This is a genomic window from Delftia sp. 11MD (assembly GCF_050907895.1).
Classification (GTDB): domain Bacteria; phylum Pseudomonadota; class Gammaproteobacteria; order Burkholderiales; family Burkholderiaceae_C; genus Comamonas; species Comamonas tsuruhatensis.
The window spans coordinates 143,880-160,126 of the sequence record NZ_CP194333.1; the positions used below are offsets into that span (position 1 = coordinate 143,880).

Annotated in this window: 14 protein-coding genes; 11 read left to right on the forward strand and 3 right to left on the reverse strand. The window is 68.9% G+C overall.

Annotated elements, in window-relative coordinates:
- The first annotated feature begins 42 nt into the window (after positions 1-42).
- Together ACRSCF_RS00645 and ACRSCF_RS00650 are read left to right on the forward strand one after the other, a co-directional pair.
- Complete coding sequence (locus ACRSCF_RS00645) at positions 43-531, forward strand: hypothetical protein (RefSeq protein ID WP_034365627.1); 489 nt, start codon at positions 43-45, stop codon at positions 529-531.
- A 6-nt stretch (positions 532-537) separates the two neighbouring features.
- Positions 538-1,347, forward strand: a complete 810-nt coding sequence (locus tag ACRSCF_RS00650; protein WP_034365624.1) for a DUF4198 domain-containing protein — start codon at positions 538-540, stop codon at positions 1,345-1,347.
- Between the two features lie 100 nt (positions 1,348-1,447).
- Here ACRSCF_RS00650 and ACRSCF_RS00655 read toward each other — a convergent pair whose 3' ends face one another.
- From ACRSCF_RS00655 to ACRSCF_RS00665, 3 genes are all read right to left on the reverse strand, one after another.
- Positions 1,448-3,379 (reverse strand): RecQ family ATP-dependent DNA helicase, encoded by a 1,932-nt coding sequence (locus ACRSCF_RS00655; protein WP_034365621.1) that lies wholly within the window; start codon positions 3,377-3,379, stop codon positions 1,448-1,450.
- A 220-nt stretch (positions 3,380-3,599) separates the two neighbouring features.
- On the reverse strand, positions 3,600-4,751 hold the full coding sequence (locus ACRSCF_RS00660; RefSeq protein WP_244387705.1) for an acyl-CoA dehydrogenase family protein: 1,152 nt from the start codon (positions 4,749-4,751) through the stop codon (positions 3,600-3,602).
- 9 nt (positions 4,752-4,760) lie between these two features.
- Entirely contained in the window at positions 4,761-6,002 is a 1,242-nt protein-coding gene (locus tag ACRSCF_RS00665; protein WP_034365619.1) for a CaiB/BaiF CoA transferase family protein, read from the reverse strand.
- A gap of 94 nt (positions 6,003-6,096) precedes the next feature.
- Between ACRSCF_RS00665 and ACRSCF_RS00670 the strand changes: the two genes are divergently transcribed.
- The 9 genes from ACRSCF_RS00670 to hutI all read left to right on the forward strand — a co-directional run bounded on the left by ACRSCF_RS00670 (position 6,097) and on the right by hutI (position 16,243).
- Entirely contained in the window at positions 6,097-6,987 is an 891-nt protein-coding gene (locus ACRSCF_RS00670; RefSeq protein WP_034365616.1) for a LysR substrate-binding domain-containing protein, read from the forward strand.
- A 274-nt stretch (positions 6,988-7,261) separates the two neighbouring features.
- Positions 7,262-8,236 carry an ABC transporter substrate-binding protein gene (locus tag ACRSCF_RS00675; protein ID WP_013800043.1) on the forward strand — a complete coding sequence of 325 codons (975 nt, stop codon included), beginning with the start codon at positions 7,262-7,264 and terminating at the stop codon, positions 8,234-8,236.
- Between the two features lie 18 nt (positions 8,237-8,254).
- The gene (locus ACRSCF_RS00680; RefSeq protein WP_016447378.1) at positions 8,255-9,139 is read left to right on the forward strand and encodes an ABC transporter permease; all 885 of its coding nucleotides are present in this window, start codon (positions 8,255-8,257) and stop codon (positions 9,137-9,139) included.
- A gap of 149 nt (positions 9,140-9,288) precedes the next feature.
- Complete coding sequence (locus tag ACRSCF_RS00685) at positions 9,289-10,068, forward strand: ABC transporter ATP-binding protein (protein WP_012202086.1); 780 nt, start codon at positions 9,289-9,291, stop codon at positions 10,066-10,068.
- Positions 10,069-10,094: 26 nt separating this feature from the next.
- Complete coding sequence (hutC, locus tag ACRSCF_RS00690; RefSeq protein WP_026062963.1) at positions 10,095-10,865, forward strand: histidine utilization repressor; 771 nt, start codon at positions 10,095-10,097, stop codon at positions 10,863-10,865.
- Positions 10,866-10,978: 113 nt separating this feature from the next.
- Positions 10,979-12,550 carry a histidine ammonia-lyase gene (hutH, locus tag ACRSCF_RS00695; protein WP_160851102.1) on the forward strand — a complete coding sequence of 524 codons (1,572 nt, stop codon included), beginning with the start codon at positions 10,979-10,981 and terminating at the stop codon, positions 12,548-12,550.
- A gap of 39 nt (positions 12,551-12,589) precedes the next feature.
- Positions 12,590-14,323 carry a urocanate hydratase gene (hutU, locus tag ACRSCF_RS00700; protein ID WP_244387706.1) on the forward strand — a complete coding sequence of 578 codons (1,734 nt, stop codon included), beginning with the start codon at positions 12,590-12,592 and terminating at the stop codon, positions 14,321-14,323.
- Positions 14,324-14,346: 23 nt separating this feature from the next.
- On the forward strand, positions 14,347-14,907 hold the full coding sequence (locus tag ACRSCF_RS00705; RefSeq protein ID WP_016447382.1) for a HutD/Ves family protein: 561 nt from the start codon (positions 14,347-14,349) through the stop codon (positions 14,905-14,907).
- 28 nt (positions 14,908-14,935) lie between these two features.
- A complete protein-coding gene (gene hutI / locus ACRSCF_RS00710) occupies positions 14,936-16,243 on the forward strand; it encodes an imidazolonepropionase (protein WP_244387707.1) in 1,308 nt (435 codons plus the stop codon).
- Positions 16,244-16,247: the final 4 nt, after the last annotated feature.

A 16,247-nucleotide genomic window follows, 5' to 3' on the forward strand; every position in this document is an offset into this window, starting at 1 on the left:
ATCGCAGCCGCCGCTGTATCTGCCTACTTCAGGAGTCGTTTCATGATCGAGTTCTCTCTGACCCACCGCATGCTGGCCGCTGCCGGCCTGGCGGCCCTGCTCACCGCCTGCGCATCGCCCACGGCACCGTCCGCCAGCGGCCCGGCCCAGCCTGCGGGCGGGCATGGCCAGTCTGCCTTCATGGGCAGCTACGACGCCAACCGTGATGGCGTGGTCACGCGCCAGGAGTACGACACCGTGCGCAAGCAGCGCTTCCTGGCCGGCGACACCAATGGCGACGGCTGGCTCAGCGAGAAGGAGTACGTGGACGAGTTCGAGGCCCGCCTCAAGCAGCAGTACGCGGGCCGCCAGCCCGACGAGCGCTATGCCCAGTCCATGAAGCAGGCCCATGTGCGCTTCGGCATCGTGGACAGGAACCGCGACGGCAAATACACCGTGGAAGAAGACATGGCCATCGCCGAACGCAGCTTCAAGGAAGCCGACGTCAATGCCGATGGCGTCGTGGACAAGAACGACGTCAAGAAGCCCTGAGCGGACATGGCCAAAACCCCATCCAAGCGATTGGCCTGGTGGCTGCCGCTGCTGTCGGCCGTGTGCATCTCCGCCCAGGCCCACACGCCCTACCTGCTGCCCACCAGCTTCGAGGCTTCGCCCCGGGCCGTCATCAGCGTGGACGCCAGCTTCGCCGACAAGTTCTTCATCCCCGAAGTGGCTTTTGGCGAAACGCGCTTCACCGTGACGGCGCCCGACGGCTCGGTCACGCCCATGGCCGATGTGCGCCAGTTCAAGACCCGCACCGTGGCCGAGCACCAATTGCCCGACGAGAAAGGCACCTACCGCGTGAGCACCGGCCCGCGCCTGGGCGCCATCTTCCGTTCGTGGGAGCGCAACGGCAAGGTCGAGACCGCGCGTGATCCCGCCACGCCCACGCCGGCCGATGCCAGGCTGCTGAGCCACTACCAGTCGCTGTCGGTCTCCGAGACCTACATCACGGTGGGCAAGCCCAGCCGGGCTGCGCTCGCGCCCTCAGGCAAGGGCCTGGAGATCGTGCCCGTAACGCATCCGGCCGACCTGTTCGCGGGCGAGAAGTTCGACTTCACCGTGCAATACGACGGCAGGCCGCTGGCCGCGCAGAAGGTGGAAATCTTCCGCTCGGCCATGGACCTGGCCAGCCAGCACAGCGTGGATGCACTGACCACCGATGGCCAGGGCCGCATCTCCTACGCCCTGCCCAAGTCAGGCATCTACCTGGCCCTGGTGCGCTACCGCGCCGACGCCCCCGCCGGCGCCGCCGCGCCGCAGTACGGCAACAACTACACGCTGACCTTCAGGGTGCTGGCGCAGTAAGGGGTTCCGGTTTCACGAAAAAGGCCTGACGCCATGGAGGTGCAGGCCTTTTCTCATGGTGAAGCCCTGCCCCATGCGATGTGCATGAGGGCTATGCGCCTCAACCCGTGGCCACCACCCGCAGCACCTCGGCGCCATAGGCGTCCAGCTTCTTGGCGCCCATGCCGCTGATGCCCTGCAGGTCGTCCAGAGAGGCCGGGTTGCGCTCGGCAATGGCGGCCAGCGTGGCGTCGTGGAAGATCACGTAGGCCGGCAGGTTGTGCTCGCGCGCGACCTCGGCGCGCCAGGCCTTGAGGTTGATGAAGCGCACCTGGGCATCAGGCCCCAGGCTGGCGGCGGCAGCGTTGGGCTGGGTGGCGCGCTTGGAGGTGCGCGTGCGCGGCGCTGCGACGGCCTCGCGCAGCTGTACCTGGACATTGCCGCGCAGAACTTCGCGCGAGCCTTCGGCCAGGCACAGGGTGTCGAAGCTGTGGCCGCTGTTCTCGCTGGTGATCTTGTGCAGGCCCAGGGCGCCAGTGGCCAGCAGCTGGCGCATCACGCCGCGCAGCTGGGGCTCGCTGTAGTCCTTGCCCAGGCCGAAGGTGGAGATCTTCTCGTGCCCGTACTGGCGCACCTTCTCGGTGTCCTTGCCGCGCAGCACGTCCATGATGTGGCCCGCGCCAAAGGTCAGCTGGCTGGCCTCGTGCACGCGGTAGATGGTGGACAGCAGCTTGCGCGCGGCGTCCGTTCCATCCCACAGGGCCGGGGGCTCCAGGCAGTTGTCGCAGTTGCCGCAGGCGGTCTTTGCCACGCGCTGCAGCGGCCGGCCTTCAATGTCCGTCTCTGCGTCTTCTCCCGGTGCGCCCAGGCCGTACTGCTCGCCGAAGTAGGCCAGCAGCCGCACGCGGCGGCAGTCCGTGGCCTCGGCCAGGCCCAGCAGGGCATCGAGCTTGCCGCGCATGACCTGCTTGAAGGTGTCCTCGGCCGGGCTTTCGTCGATCATGCGGCGCTGGTTGACCACGTCGGACAGGCCGTAGGCCATCCAGGCGTCGGCGGGCAGCCCGTCGCGGCCTGCGCGGCCGGTTTCCTGGTAGTAGCCCTCGATGTTCTTGGGCATGTCCACGTGGGCCACGAAGCGCACATCGGGCTTGTTGATGCCCATGCCGAAGGCGATGGTGGCGACGATGACGATGCCGTCCTCGCGCAGGAAGCGGTCCTGGTGCAGCTGGCGCGTCTCGAAGGGCAGGCCCGCGTGGTAGGGCAGGGCGGGCACGCCGGCCTGGCTCAGCGTCTGGGCCAGCTCCTCCACGCGCTTGCGCGACTGGCAATAGACCACGCCGGCCTCGCCCTCGTGCTCGCGCTCGATGAAGCGCAGCAGCTGGTTGCTGACGTCCTTCTTCTCGGCGATGCGGTAGCGGATGTTGGGGCGGTCGAAGCTGCTGACGAAATGCCGTGCGCTCTCCAGCTGCAGCCGCTCGACGATGTCGGCGCGCGTCAGCGCATCGGCCGTGGCCGTGAGCGCGATGCGCGGCACGCCCGCATAGCGTTCGTGCAGCACGCTCAGCGCGCGGTACTCGGGCCGGAAGTCATGGCCCCACTGGCTCACGCAGTGGGCCTCGTCGATGGCGAACAGCGACAGCTTGCCCTGGGCATGCAGGTCGTCGAGCAGGCCCAGGAAGCGCGGCGTGTTCAGGCGCTCGGGCGCGGCATACAGCAAGGTGATGTCGCCGCTTTGCAGGCGCCATTCGACTTCCTGCGTCTCGTCATAGGACAGCGTGGAGTTCAGGTAGGCGGCGCTGACACCGGCCTCGTGCAGCGCGCCCACCTGGTCGTGCATGAGCGCGATCAGCGGCGACACCACCACCGCCACGCCCTGGCCCTGCTGCTGGCGCACGATGGCCGGCACCTGGTAGCACAGGCTCTTGCCGCCGCCCGTGGGCATGAGCACCAGCGCATCGCCGCCGGCGACCACGTGCGAGACGATGGCCTCCTGCGGACCGCGGAATTGTTCGTAGCCGAACACGGCTTGCAGGACGGAATGCGCGGCGGACAACGGAGGCTTCTTTCGGCAGGGGCGGCTGGCGCGGGAGGGGGCGGGATGCGGGCGCTTCCCGCAACAAATGCGCTGCGGCCCGAAGGCCGCAACAGCCGCCATTTTGCGCCCCCTCGCAAGGTCCAGGGAAGACCTGGGGTTTGAACCGCTCTGCATCAACGGCCTTTTCCGGGCGCGAGGGTGCCATTTTCAGATTTCTCCTAGCCACCCGCTGCTGCATTCAGCTGCCGCCCAGCACCCCGCGCGCAATGATGCTGCGCTGCACTTCGGACGAGCCCTCGTAGATGCGCAGGATGCGCGCATCGCGCACCAGGCGCTCCAGCGGCATTTCGCGCGTGTAGCCGTAGCCGCCGTGGATCTGCAGGGCCTCGTCGGTGACGAAGCCCACCATTTCCGAGGCATGCAGCTTGGCCATGGCCGAGTGCTGGGTGAAGGGCTGGCCGGCCTGGCGCAAGGCCAGGGCCTGCATCGTCAGTGCCCACGATGCCTCCAGGCGCAGCTTCATGTCGGCCAGCTTCCACTGGATGCCCTGTTTGGTGGCCAGCGGCTCGCCGCCGACCAGGCGCTGATTGGCCCATTGCGCGGCGGCGGCCAGGGCGGCCTCGGCCACGCCCAGGGCGGTGGCCGCCACGTCCAGGCGGCTGTTGTCCAGCACCTTCATCGCCGTCTTGAAGCCCGTGCCCTCGGCGCCCAGCCGGTGGCTGGCAGGCACGCGCACGCCGTCCAGCGAGACCTCGAAGGCATGGCCGCCGCGGATGCCCATGAGCTTTTCGGGCGCCGAGACCTGGATGCCGGGCAGATCGCGCGGCACGATGAAGGCGCTGACGCCGCGCGCGCCGGCCTCCATGTCGGTCTTGGCGAAGACCACCATGAAGCGCGCCTCGGCGGCGTTGGAGATGAAGTGCTTGACGCCCGTGATCAGATAGTCGTCCCCATCGCGCACGGCGCGCGTGCGCATGTCGGCCGGGTGCGAGCCGCCGCGCGGCTCGGTCAGCGCAAAGGCGGCCAGCCATTGGCCGCTGGCGCAGTGCGGCAGCCACTGCTGGCGCTGGGCGTCGTCGCCGCCGATGAGCACGGCGTCCGTGCCCAGGTAGTGGGCGCCGATCATGGACGAGGTGGCCGCGCAGGCGCGCGAGATGGCCACCAGGGACAGCAGCATGGCCGTGGGCGTGACGCCGGGGCCGCCCAGGGCCTCGGGCAGGTTCATGCCCATCACGCCCAGGGCCGACAGGCCCGGCACATGGCAGGTGGCGGACAGCGCCTCTTCGTCCATGCGCTGCGCCAGCGGGGCGAGTGCATCTTCGGCAAAGCGGGCCACGGCATCGGCAATGGCGTGGTCGTCGGCGGTAGTGCCCAGTCGTTGGAAGTTCATGTCGGTTGCTCAATGTGATGGGGAAGAGGGGGCTGCGCCTGCGGTGCCCAGGGCACCGGATGCGCGCAGCGCGGCAATGGCTTCGGCGCCCCGGCCCAGCCACTGCGAGAGCAGGGCCTCGGTGTGCTCGCCCAGGGCCGGTGCGCGCTCGGCGCGGTTGGGTGCGGCGCCGCTGAAATGCACGGGCTGGGTGGGCAGGCGCAGGCCGGGCAGGCGCTCGTCGTGCACCGCGCCGAGCAGGCCGCGCGCCTGGCTTTGGGGCGACTCCAGCGCCTGGGCAATGTTCCAGATGGGGGCGGCGGGCACGCCGGCCGCATCCAGCGCGGCCACCACCTGCGCCACTTCATGGCGGCCGGCCCAGGCCTCGATGGCCTCGCGCAGCGCGGGTTCGTGGGCCGAGCGTGATTCGTCGCTGGCAAAGCGCGGGTCGCCGGCCAGGCTGCCCAGCTCCATGGCCTGCAGGGCGGCGGCGAACAGCTTGTTGTTGAGCACCGCCAGCGCGAAGTGGCCGTCGCCTGCGCGGTACACGCCGAAGGGGGCCGACAGCGGATGGCGGTTGCCCACGCGGCGCGCGGGCCGGCCCGTGAACAGGTAGCGCGCCACCGAGGTGGCCAGAAAGCTCAGCGTGGTGTCGAACATGGCCACGTCCACCTGCTGGCCCTGCCCGGTGGCGCGGGCCTGCAGCAGCGCGGCCAGCGTGGCCCAGGAGGCGAACAGGCCGGCCACCACGTCGCTGACGGCCTCGCCCACGACGGTGGGCGCGCCATCGGGCTCGCCCGTGGCCTCCATGAGGCCGCTCATGGCCTGCACGATGATGTCGTAGGCCGGCCGGTGGGCCAGCGGCCCGGTCTGGCCGAAGCCCGAGACGCTGACATAGACCAGGCGCGGATTGAGCGCCCGCAACTGGCTTGCGCCGATGCCCAGGCGCTCGGCCACGCCGGGCCGGAAGTTCTCCACCACCACGTCGGCCTGGGCGGCCATCTCGCGGACCAGGGCCACGGCCTCGGGATGCTTGAGGTCCAGCACCAGGCTTTGCTTGTTGCGGTTCATCACCGTGAACAGCGCGCTTTCTCCGTTGTTCATGGGGCCGATGGCGCGGTAGTCGTCGCCCTGCGGCGGCTCGATCTTGACGACCTCGGCGCCCAGGTCGGCCAGCAGGGCCGTGGACAGCGGCCCGGCCAGCACGCGCGTGAAGTCGAGGATGCGCACGCCGTCCAGCGGGCGGGCGGTGAGGGGGGTGGACTCGGTCATGGGTGCAGCCTTGGACGGGTGGTCTATGGCTGCATGCTGGCGCGTGATTGAATCAATGGAAAATATTCATTCCTGATTCACTGCATTCAAAAAGATGATCCAAATCAGCCTGCGCCAGCTGGAGTATTTCGTGGCCGCCGCACGCCATGGCAGCACGGCGCGCGCGGCCGAGGCCATCGGCGTGTCCCAGCCGTCCATCTCCAAGGCGATTGCCGACCTGGAGGCGCAGTGGGGCGAGGCGCTGTTCGTGCGCCGCCATGCCAGGGGGCTGGATCTCACGGCGGCCGGCGCGGTGCGCAGCCGCGATGCCCAGGCGCTGCTGGACGGCGCACGCAGCCTGCAGGGGCCGCGCACGGCGGCGGTGGCGGGCGTGCTGCGCCTGGGCTTTCTGAGCACGCTGGGCGCGCGCTGGGTGCCGGCGCTGCTGGCGCAGATGCAGCGCCGCCATCCCGGCATTGCACTGGAGCTGGTGGAGGGCGATATCGCCTCGCTCACGCAGCAGGTGGAGCGCGGCGAGCTCGATGCGGCCCTGCAGTACAACACGGGCCTGGCGCGTCCCCGCATGGAGCTGCTGCCCGTGGCGGCGTTGCCGCCCTATGTGCTGCTGCCGCATCGCCATGCGCTGGCGGCCAGGACCAGCGTGAGCCTGGCCGAAGTGGCGGCCCACCCGCTGGTGCTGATCAACCTGCCGCACAGCCGCGAGTATTTCCTGTCGCTGTTCCGCGAGGCCGGCGTGACGCCGCTGGTGGCCCATGAGTTCGCCTCCATCGAGATGCTGCGTTCCATGGTGGCCAATGGCCACGGCTTGAGCGTGCTGACCACGCGACCGGTGGTGGACCGCGCCCACGATGGCCAGCGCCTGGCCTGCCGCCGCATCCGGGGCCGCGTGGCCCCCCAGCCCGTGGTGCTGGCTGTGCCGGCGGGCAATGCCTCGCCGCTGATTGCACCTTTTTTGAAGGTGGCGCGGGCTGTGATTGCACCGTAGCGGCGCGCAGCCCCGGGGCATGCACCACGGTGGTGAGCTGTTACCCGGGATTTTCCCCAGGTTGTATGGACAAGCTTGGTTGGCACGGCATTTGCTGTTGCTCTCCGTGTTGATCGCAGGTAGATGCAGGATGCTCGCTCCATCACCGGTTTGCCGGGTAATCCTGTATATACATGTCCGGTCGGCAAAAACACACTTCGGGCTCCCGCACTGGTCTGCCTGCGGACCCCGAAACTGCCATCGCCAACTTGCTTTCCCGACCGAGGAGTGCCACATGAGTTCGATCCCCACGTTCCGCCGCCTGCCCCTGGGGCCGCTGGCCGCCGCCCTCTGCCTTGCCGCCGCACTGCAGCCCGCTGCCGCGCAGGAGACCAAGATCACCCTGGGCATGTCGGGCTGGACAGGCTTCGCGCCGCTGACCCTGGCCGACAAGGCCGGCATCTTCAAGAAGAACGGCCTGGCGGTGGACCTGAAGATGATTCCGCAGAAGGACCGCCACCTGGCCCTGGCCTCTGGCGCCATCCAGTGCGCGGCCACCACCATCGAGACGCATGTGGCCTGGAACACCAACGGCGTGCCCATCGTGCAGATCTTCCAGATGGACAAGTCCTATGGCGCCGACGGCATCGCCGTGCGCAATGACGTCAAGGGCTTTGCCGACCTCAAGGGCAAGACCGTGGCCGTGAGCGCGCCGGGCACGGCGCCGTACTTCGGCCTGGCCTGGATGCTGCACAAGAACGGCATGACCATGAAGGATGTGAAGACCGTCTCCCTGGAGCCCCAGCCTGCGGCCCAGGCCTTCGTGGCCGGCCAGAACGATGCGGCCATGAGCTACGAGCCCTACCTGTCCACCATCCGCGCCAACCCGGCGGCGGGCAAGATCCTGGCCACCACCATCGACTACCCCATGGTCATGGACACCGTGGGCTGCGATCCCAAGTGGCTCAAGGCCAACGCCGCCGCCGCCAAGGCCCTGGCCCAGTCGTATTTCGATGCGGTGGCCATGATCGAGGCCGACAAGACCAAGTCCTTCGAGATCATGGGCACGGCCGTCAAGCAAAGCGGCGAGCAGTTCGGCAAGTCGGCCTCCTACCTGAAGTGGTCCGACAAGGAAGCCAACCAGAAATTCTTCGCCAACGAGCTGGTGCCGTTCATGAAGGAATCGGCCGTGATCCTCAAGGAGGCCGGCATCATCCGCTCCATCCCCGAGAACTATGGCGTGATGTACGACGCCAGCTTCATCCAGTAAGCCCGCCAGGGGATGACCATGCAAGCCGCATCCACTTCCGCAGTCCAGCCGGCTAACAAGCCCATGACCCACGCCACACCGCACGCTCCCGCGCCCGCCGCGGCGCCAGCCCCCGTCCGCCGCCGCCGCATGGCGCCGCTGGAGCCCGTCAGCCCCACGGCCAAGTGGGTGCTGGGTGTGGCCTTCTTCGTGCTGTTCTTTCTCGTCTGGGCGGCTGTGACGCTGGGCGGCTTCGTCTCCCCGACCTTCCTGGCCAGCCCCATGACCATGGCGCGCGAGGGCGTGCTGCTGTTCACCGAGTACGGCTTCCTGCACGACATCGGCATGACGGTCTGGCGCGTGATGGGCGGCTTCATCCTGGCCTCGGTCGTGGCCGTGCCGCTGGGCATTGCCATGGGCGCCTGGAAGCCGGTCGAGGCCTTCTTCGAGCCCTTTGTGTCGTTCTGCCGCTACCTGCCGGCCTCGGCCTTCATCCCGCTGCTGATCCTGTGGGCCGGCGTGGGCGAGACGCAGAAGCTGCTGGTCATCTTCATCGGCTCGGTGTTCCAGATCACGCTGATGGTGGCCGTGACCGTGGGCGGCGCACGCAAGGACCTGGTGGAGGCCGCCTACACGCTGGGCGCCTCCAACACCGGCGTGGTGCGCCGCGTGCTGATCCCGGGCGCCGCGCCCGGCATTGCCGAGACGCTGCGCCTGGTGCTGGGCTGGGCCTGGACCTATGTGATCGTGGCCGAGCTGATCGGTTCGTCCTCGGGCATCGGCCACATGATCACCGACAGCCAGGCGCTGCTGAACACGGGCCAGATCATCTTCGGCATCATCGTGATCGGCCTCATCGGCCTGGTGTCCGATTTCATCTTCAAATCGCTGAACCGTCGCATGTTCGAGTGGAGCACCCTGTGAAAAGGATCTACCCCCTGAGCGGCTGCGCCGCTTCCCCCTTGAAGGGGGACGACACCCTCGGTGCGGGGCGGCCCTTCCTCGGTGTCTCTGAGGTGAGTCGCGCCGGTTGCAGCCGCCGTGAATATTGACAAGCGCCCTGGAGAATCGTGATGAATCTTTTGTCTATTCAAGGTGTTTCGCGCACCTTCACCAGCCACAAGGGCACGAGCACGCAGGCCTTGCTGCCTGTGGATTTCGAGGTCCGCGAGAACGACTTCGTCACCATCCTCGGCCCCTCGGGCTGCGGCAAGTCCACCATGCTGCGCATTGCGGCGGGGCTGGATTTCCCGACCACGGGCCAGGTGCTGCTGGACGGCCGCGCCGTGGACGGGCCGGGCGCCGACCGGGGCATGGTGTTCCAGAGCTACACGCTGTTCCCGTGGCTGACGGTGGCCCAGAACATCCGCTTCGGCCTGCGCGAGAAGGGCGTGAGCGAGGCGCTGCAAAAGGAGCGCAGCGACTACTTCATCGCCAAGGTGGGGCTGCGCGGCTTCGAGAACCACTTTCCCAAGCAGCTGTCGGGCGGCATGCAGCAGCGCACGGCCATTGCGCGCGCGCTGGCCAACGATCCCAAGATCCTGCTCATGGACGAGCCCTTCGGCGCACTCGACAACCAGACCCGCGTGCTCATGCAGGAGCTGCTGCTGGGCATCTGGGAGGCCGAGCGCAAGACCGTGATGTTCGTCACCCACGACATCGACGAGGCCATCTTCATGGCCAACCGCGTGGCCGTGTTCAGCGCGCGCCCGGGCCGCATCAAGGCCGACATCCCCGTGAACCTGCCGCATCCGCGCCACTACACGGTCAAGACATCGCCCGAGTTCATGGAGCTGAAAGCCCGGCTGACCGAAGAGATTCGCGCAGAGTCGCTGGCTGCTGCTGCACACTGACGCTTTTCATGACCACTGCCCACACCATGTCTTCCCGCTCCACGGCTTCTCGTCTTTCCGCAACGACGGCGGAGGTGCCCATGGCCCTGTACCAGCAGGTCAAGGACCATGTGATGCGCAAGATCGCCGATGGCTCGCTGTCGGCCGGCGAGCGCGTGCCGTCCGAGCAGGAGCTGGTGCAGGAGTTCGGCGTGGCCCGCATGACGGCCAACCGCGCGCTGCGCGAGCTGGCCGAGCAGGGCGTGATCGTGCGGGTGGCGGGCGTGGGCTCGTTCGTGGCCGAGGAAAAGCCGCAGTCCACGCTGCTGCGCATCGCCAACATCGCCGAGGAAATCCGCCAGCGCGGCCATGACCACCGCTTCGAGCTGATCAGCGTGCGCCGCGAGTCGGCCTCGCCCGAGGCGGCGGCTTCGCTGCAGCTGTCCGCCGGCAGCTCGGTGTTCCACCTGCAGGGCGTGCATTTCGAGAACGACGTGCCCGTGCAGCTGGAAGACCGCCATGTGAACCCGCGCATGGCGCCGGACTTCATGGAGCAGGACTTCTCGCTGATCCAGCCTTCGGTGTATCTGGTGCGCAACGTGCCCTTCGACCAGATCGAGCATGTGGTGGACGCCATGCTGCCCACGCCCGAGCAGGCGCGCTGGCTGCAGATGGAGACCGACCAGCCCTGCCTGACGCTGACGCGCCGCACCTGGTACCTGGGCACGCCCGTGACCTGGGTGCACTGCGTGCATCCGGGCATGCGCTACCGGCTGGGCAGCCGCTTTCGCACCGACGGCGGATCGCACGACGGCTGAGGCCGGAAAGGCGGGGTTCCCGCTCTTGCGCTGTTCCGCTTCGATTGATATTGTATAGACAGGCATAGACATCCATCCTGGCACATCCTTCCAGACACCGACAGGGCATCACCATGAACACCATCACGACTCCCGGCCTCACCTCCCGTCCCGGCACCGCGCTGACGCTGCAGCCCGGCCAGGTCACCCTGGCCCAGCTGCGGGCCATACAGCAGGGCGGCGTGCGCCTGTCCATGGCGGCGCCCGCCTACGAGCGCATGCGCGCCGCCCAGGCCCATGTGCAGCACATCGTGGATGAGGACCAGGTCGTCTATGGCATCAACACCGGCTTCGGCAAGCTGGCCTCCACCAAGATCGCCCATGACCGCCTGGCAGAACTGCAGCGCAACCTGGTGCTGTCGCACAGCGTGGGCACGGGCGATCCACTGCCCGACGCCGTGGTGCGCCTGGTGCTGGCCACCAAGGCCGTGAGCCTGGCGCGCGGCCACTCGGGCGTGCGCCCCGAGCTGGTCGATGCGCTGCTGGCCCTGGCCAACGCTGACGTGCTGCCCGTGATTCCTGCCAAGGGCTCGGTGGGCGCCTCGGGCGACCTGGCGCCGCTGTCGCACCTGGCCTGCGTGCTGATCGGCGAAGGCCAGGCCAAGATCGATGGACAGGTGGTGTCCGGCACCGAGGCCATGCGCCACGTGGGCCTGGAGCCCTTCGTGCTCGGCCCCAAGGAAGGGCTGGCCCTGCTCAACGGCACCCAGGTGTCCACGGCCCTGGCCCTGGTGGGCCTGTTCCAGGGCGAGAGCGTGTTCGCGGCCGGCCTGGTGGCGGGCTGCCTGACGCTGGAGGCCATCAAGGGCTCGGTCAAGCCGTTCGACGCCCGCATCCACGAGGCGCGCGGCCAGCTTGGCCAGATCGCCGTGGCCGCCGCCGTGCGCGAACTGCTGGACGGCAGCGCCATCGACACCTCCCACCCCCATTGCGGCCGCGTGCAGGACCCGTACTCCATCCGCTGCGTGCCCCAGGTCATGGGCGCCTGCCTGGACAACCTCAGCCATGCGGCCCGCGTGCTGGTGATCGAGGCCAACGCCGCCTCGGACAACCCGCTGGTCTTCGACAACGGCGACGTGATCTCGGGGGGCAACTTCCACGCCGAGCCCGTGGCCTTCGCGGCCGACATCATCGCCCTGGCCCTGGCCGAGATCGGCGCCATCTCCGAGCGCCGCATGGCCCTGCTGCTGGACACCGGCCTGTCGGGCCTGCCGGCCTTCCTGATTGCCGACAGCGGCGTGAACTCGGGCTTCATGATCGCCCAGGTCACGGCCGCCGCCCTGGCTGCCGAGAACCAGTGCCTGGCCCATCCCAGCAGCGTCACCAGCCTGCCCACCTCGGCCAACCAGGAAGACCATGTCTCCATGGCCACCTACGGCGCGCGGCGCCTGGGCGAGATGGCGCGCAACACCGCCGTCATCGTGGGCGTGGAAGCCATGGCCGCCGCCCAGGGCATGGACTTCGACCGCAGCCTGAACAGCTCCGAGCTGATCGAGGCGCAGTACGCGCTGATCCGCAGCCAGGTTCCGCACCTGGATCGTGACCGCTACCTGGCACCCGACATCGAAACCATGCGCCAGTGGGCGCTTGCCACGGACTGGCCCCAGGCCATCGTCCGCCACCTGCCCAGCCACCAGGCTGCCTGAACCCCGCAACCGCTCACCCCCCGCATCCAGGAGATCGCCATGAACGCCAACGACGCCATCCTCAACGCCAACGCGGCCACCGCTGCCACCAATCCCCGCTATGACGCCAGCCGCGTCATCCGCGCCCCGCGCGGCAGCGAACTGCACTGCAAGAACTGGCTGGCCGAGGCCGCCTACCGCATGCTGCAGAACAACCTGGACCCCGACGTGGCCGAGAACCCCAAGGCCCTGGTGGTCTACGGCGGCATCGGCCGCGCGGCGCGCAACTGGGAGTGCTATGACCAGATCCTGGAGTCGCTGAAAAAGCTGGAGGCCGACGAGTCGCTGCTGATCCAGTCGGGCAAGCCCGTGGGCGTGTTCAAGACGCACGAGAACGCACCGCGCGTGCTGCTGGCCAACTCCAACCTCGTGCCCCAGTGGGCCAACTGGGAGCACTTCAACGAGCTGGACCAGAAGGGCCTGTTCATGTACGGCCAGATGACGGCCGGCAGCTGGATCTACATCGGCGCCCAGGGCATCGTGCAGGGCACGTTCGAGACCTTCGTCGAGGCCGGCCGCCAGCACTACAACAACGACCTCACGGGCAAGTGGATCCTCACGGCGGGCCTGGGCGGCATGGGCGGTGCCCAGCCCCTGGCCGGCGTGCTGGCCGGTGCCTGCGTGCTGGCCATCGAATGCCAGCAAAGCAGCATCGACTTCCGCCTGCGCACGCGCTACCTGGACAAGCAGGCGCGCGACATCGACCACGCGCTGGAGCTCATCGCCCAGCACACGGCCGCGGGCGAGGCCATCTCCATCGGCCTGCTGGGCAATGCCGCCGAAATCCTGCCCGAGCTGGTGCGCCGCGCAAAGGCCGGCGGCGCCCGCCCCGACATCGTGACCGACCAAACCTCCGCCCATGACCTGATCAACGGCTACCTGCCCGTGGGCTGGACCGTGGACGAGTGGCGTGCCGCCGCGGCCGACCCGTCGCGCCATGCCCAGCTCAAGGCCGCCGCCGCCCAGGGCTGCGCCCAGCACGTGCAGGCCATGCTGGACTTCCAGGCCATGGGCATTCCCACGGTGGACTACGGCAACAACATCCGCCAGGTGGCCCTGGACCAGGGCGTGAAGAACGCCTTCGACTTCCCCGGCTTCGTGCCCGCCTACATCCGGCCGCTGTTTTGCGAGGGCAAGGGCCCGTTCCGCTGGGTGGCCCTGTCTGGCGACCCCGAGGACATCTACAAGACCGACGCCAAGATCAAGGAACTGTTCCCCGACAACAAGCACACCCACCGCTGGCTGGACATGGCGCGCGAGCGCATCAGCTTCCAGGGCCTGCCCGCGCGCATCTGCTGGCTGGGCCTGGGCGAGCGCCACAAGGCGGCCCTGGCCTTCAATGAGATGGTGAAGAACGGCGAACTCAAGGCCCCCATCGTGATCGGCCGCGACCACCTGGACTGCGGCTCGGTGGCCAGCCCCAACCGCGAGACCGAATCCATGAAGGACGGCACGGACGCCGTCAGCGACTGGCCGCTGCTCAACGCCCTGCTCAACACCGCAGGCGGCGCCACCTGGGTCAGCCTGCACCACGGCGGCGGCGTGGGCATGGGCTACTCCCAGCATGCGGGCGTGGTCATCGTGGCCGATGGCACGGACGAGGCCGCCGCCCGCCTGGGCTGCGTGCTCTGGAACGATCCGGCCACCGGCGTGATGCGCCATGCGGATGCGGGCTACGACATTGCCGTGGCGGCCGCCAAGCGCCATCAGCTGAACCTGCCCATGGTCAAGTGAGCCGCTTGCAGGACACCACGGCCATGCAGCGTTTCGACCTGAACCAGATCGCCGCCAGCCCCTGGAAGAACGGGGGCGGCAGCACGCGCGAGATCGCCTGCTGGCCGCCCGGGGCGGGCATGGAGGCCTTTGGCTGGCGCATCAGCGTGGCCACCATTGACCAGCCCGGCCCGTTCTCGGCCTTTGCGGGCGTGGACCGGCAGATCATGCTGCTCGATGGCGACGGCGTGCACCTGCGCGGCGAAGGCATCGACCATGTGCTGGACGCGCGCTGGCAGCCGTTTGCCTTCTCCGGCGATGTGGCGCTGGGCTGCTCGCTGCTGGGCGGCACTTCCACCGACTTCAACGTGATGGCGCGGCGCGGCCGGTGGCGAGCGCAGGTCCAGGTGCTGGACAGCGCTGCCGACGCCGGCCGCGCCGACGCCGGCCTGTGCATGGTGCTGCAGGGCGACTGGCAGGCGGATGGCGCTGCGCTCATCCCCGGCCAGGGCATGTGGTGGAGCGCGCCGCAGCCCGACCCGCAGCAGCTGGTGCCGCAGACCGACGACGCGCGGCTGGTGCAGGTGCTGCTGCAAGCCTGCTGACGAACCACGACATCCAAGGACTCACCCCATGACCGAGCCCCACGCACCCGCTTCTGCATCCGCTTCTGCACCTGCTTCCGCACTCGCTCCATCCTCCTCGGCCGACGGCTGCTGGCAGAACCTGCGCCTGGCGCCTGACATGTTCGAGGCCGGCCAGGCCGTGGGTGACGGGGAGGATGCCTGCATCGTGGTGCAGCAGGGCCGCGTGGCCTGGGTGGGGCCGCAGCAGGCCCTGCCGCCCGCATATGCGTCCCTGCCGCGCCATGAAGGCCAGGGCATGCTGGCCACGCCGGGCCTGGTCGATTGCCACACCCACCTGGTCTATGGCGGCGAGCGCGCCAACGAATTCGCCATGCGCCTGGACGGCGCCAGCTACGAGGAAGTGGCACGCGCCGGCGGCGGCATCGTCTCCAGCGTGCGTGCCACGCGCGAGGCCAGCGAGGACGAGCTGTTCGCCCAGGCCCTGCCGCGCCTGCAGCAGCTGCTGGACGAGGGCGTCTGCGCCATCGAGATCAAGTCGGGCTACGGCCTGGCGCTGGAGCACGAGCGCAAGCAGCTGCGCGTGGCCCGACGCCTGGGCCAGGCCCTGGGCGTGACCGTGCGCACCACCTTCCTGGGCGCGCATGCGCTGCCGCCCGAGTACGCAGGGCGCAGCCAGGACTACATCGACCTCGTCGCCGGCACCATGCTGCCCGCGCTGGCGGCCGAGGGCCTGGTCGATGCGGTCGATGTGTTCTGCGAGCGCATCGCCTTCTCGTTGGCCGAGACCGAGCAGGTCTTCCAGGCCGCACGCCGCCTGGGCCTGCCCGTCAAGCTGCATGCCGAGCAGCTGTCGAACATGGAGGGGGCGGCCCTCGCGGCCCGCTATGGCGCGCTGTCGTGCGACCACATCGAGCACCTGTCCGAATCCGGCATTGCCGCCATGCGCGACGCGGGTTCCGTGGCCGTGCTGCTGCCCGGCGCCTACTACACGCTGCGTGACACCCACATGCCGCCCATCGCGGGCCTGCGCGCCGCGGGCGTTCCCATGGCCGTCTCTACCGATCACAATCCGGGCACCTCCCCCTGCCTGAGCCTTTTGCTCATGGCCAACATGGCCTGCACCCTGTTCCGGCTCACCGTGCCCGAGGCCCTGGCGGGCATCACCCGCCATGCCGCGCGCGCCCTGGGCCTGCAGGACGAGCATGGCCTGATCGCGGCCGGCCGTCCCGCCCACTTCGTGCTCTGGCCCGTGCGCCATGCGGCCGAGCTGGCCTACTGGTTCGGCAGCAAGCCTGACTGCACCATCGTGCGCCAGGGCCGCATCGTGCGGACCCGCGGGCAGGGGAGCCACTGAAAGC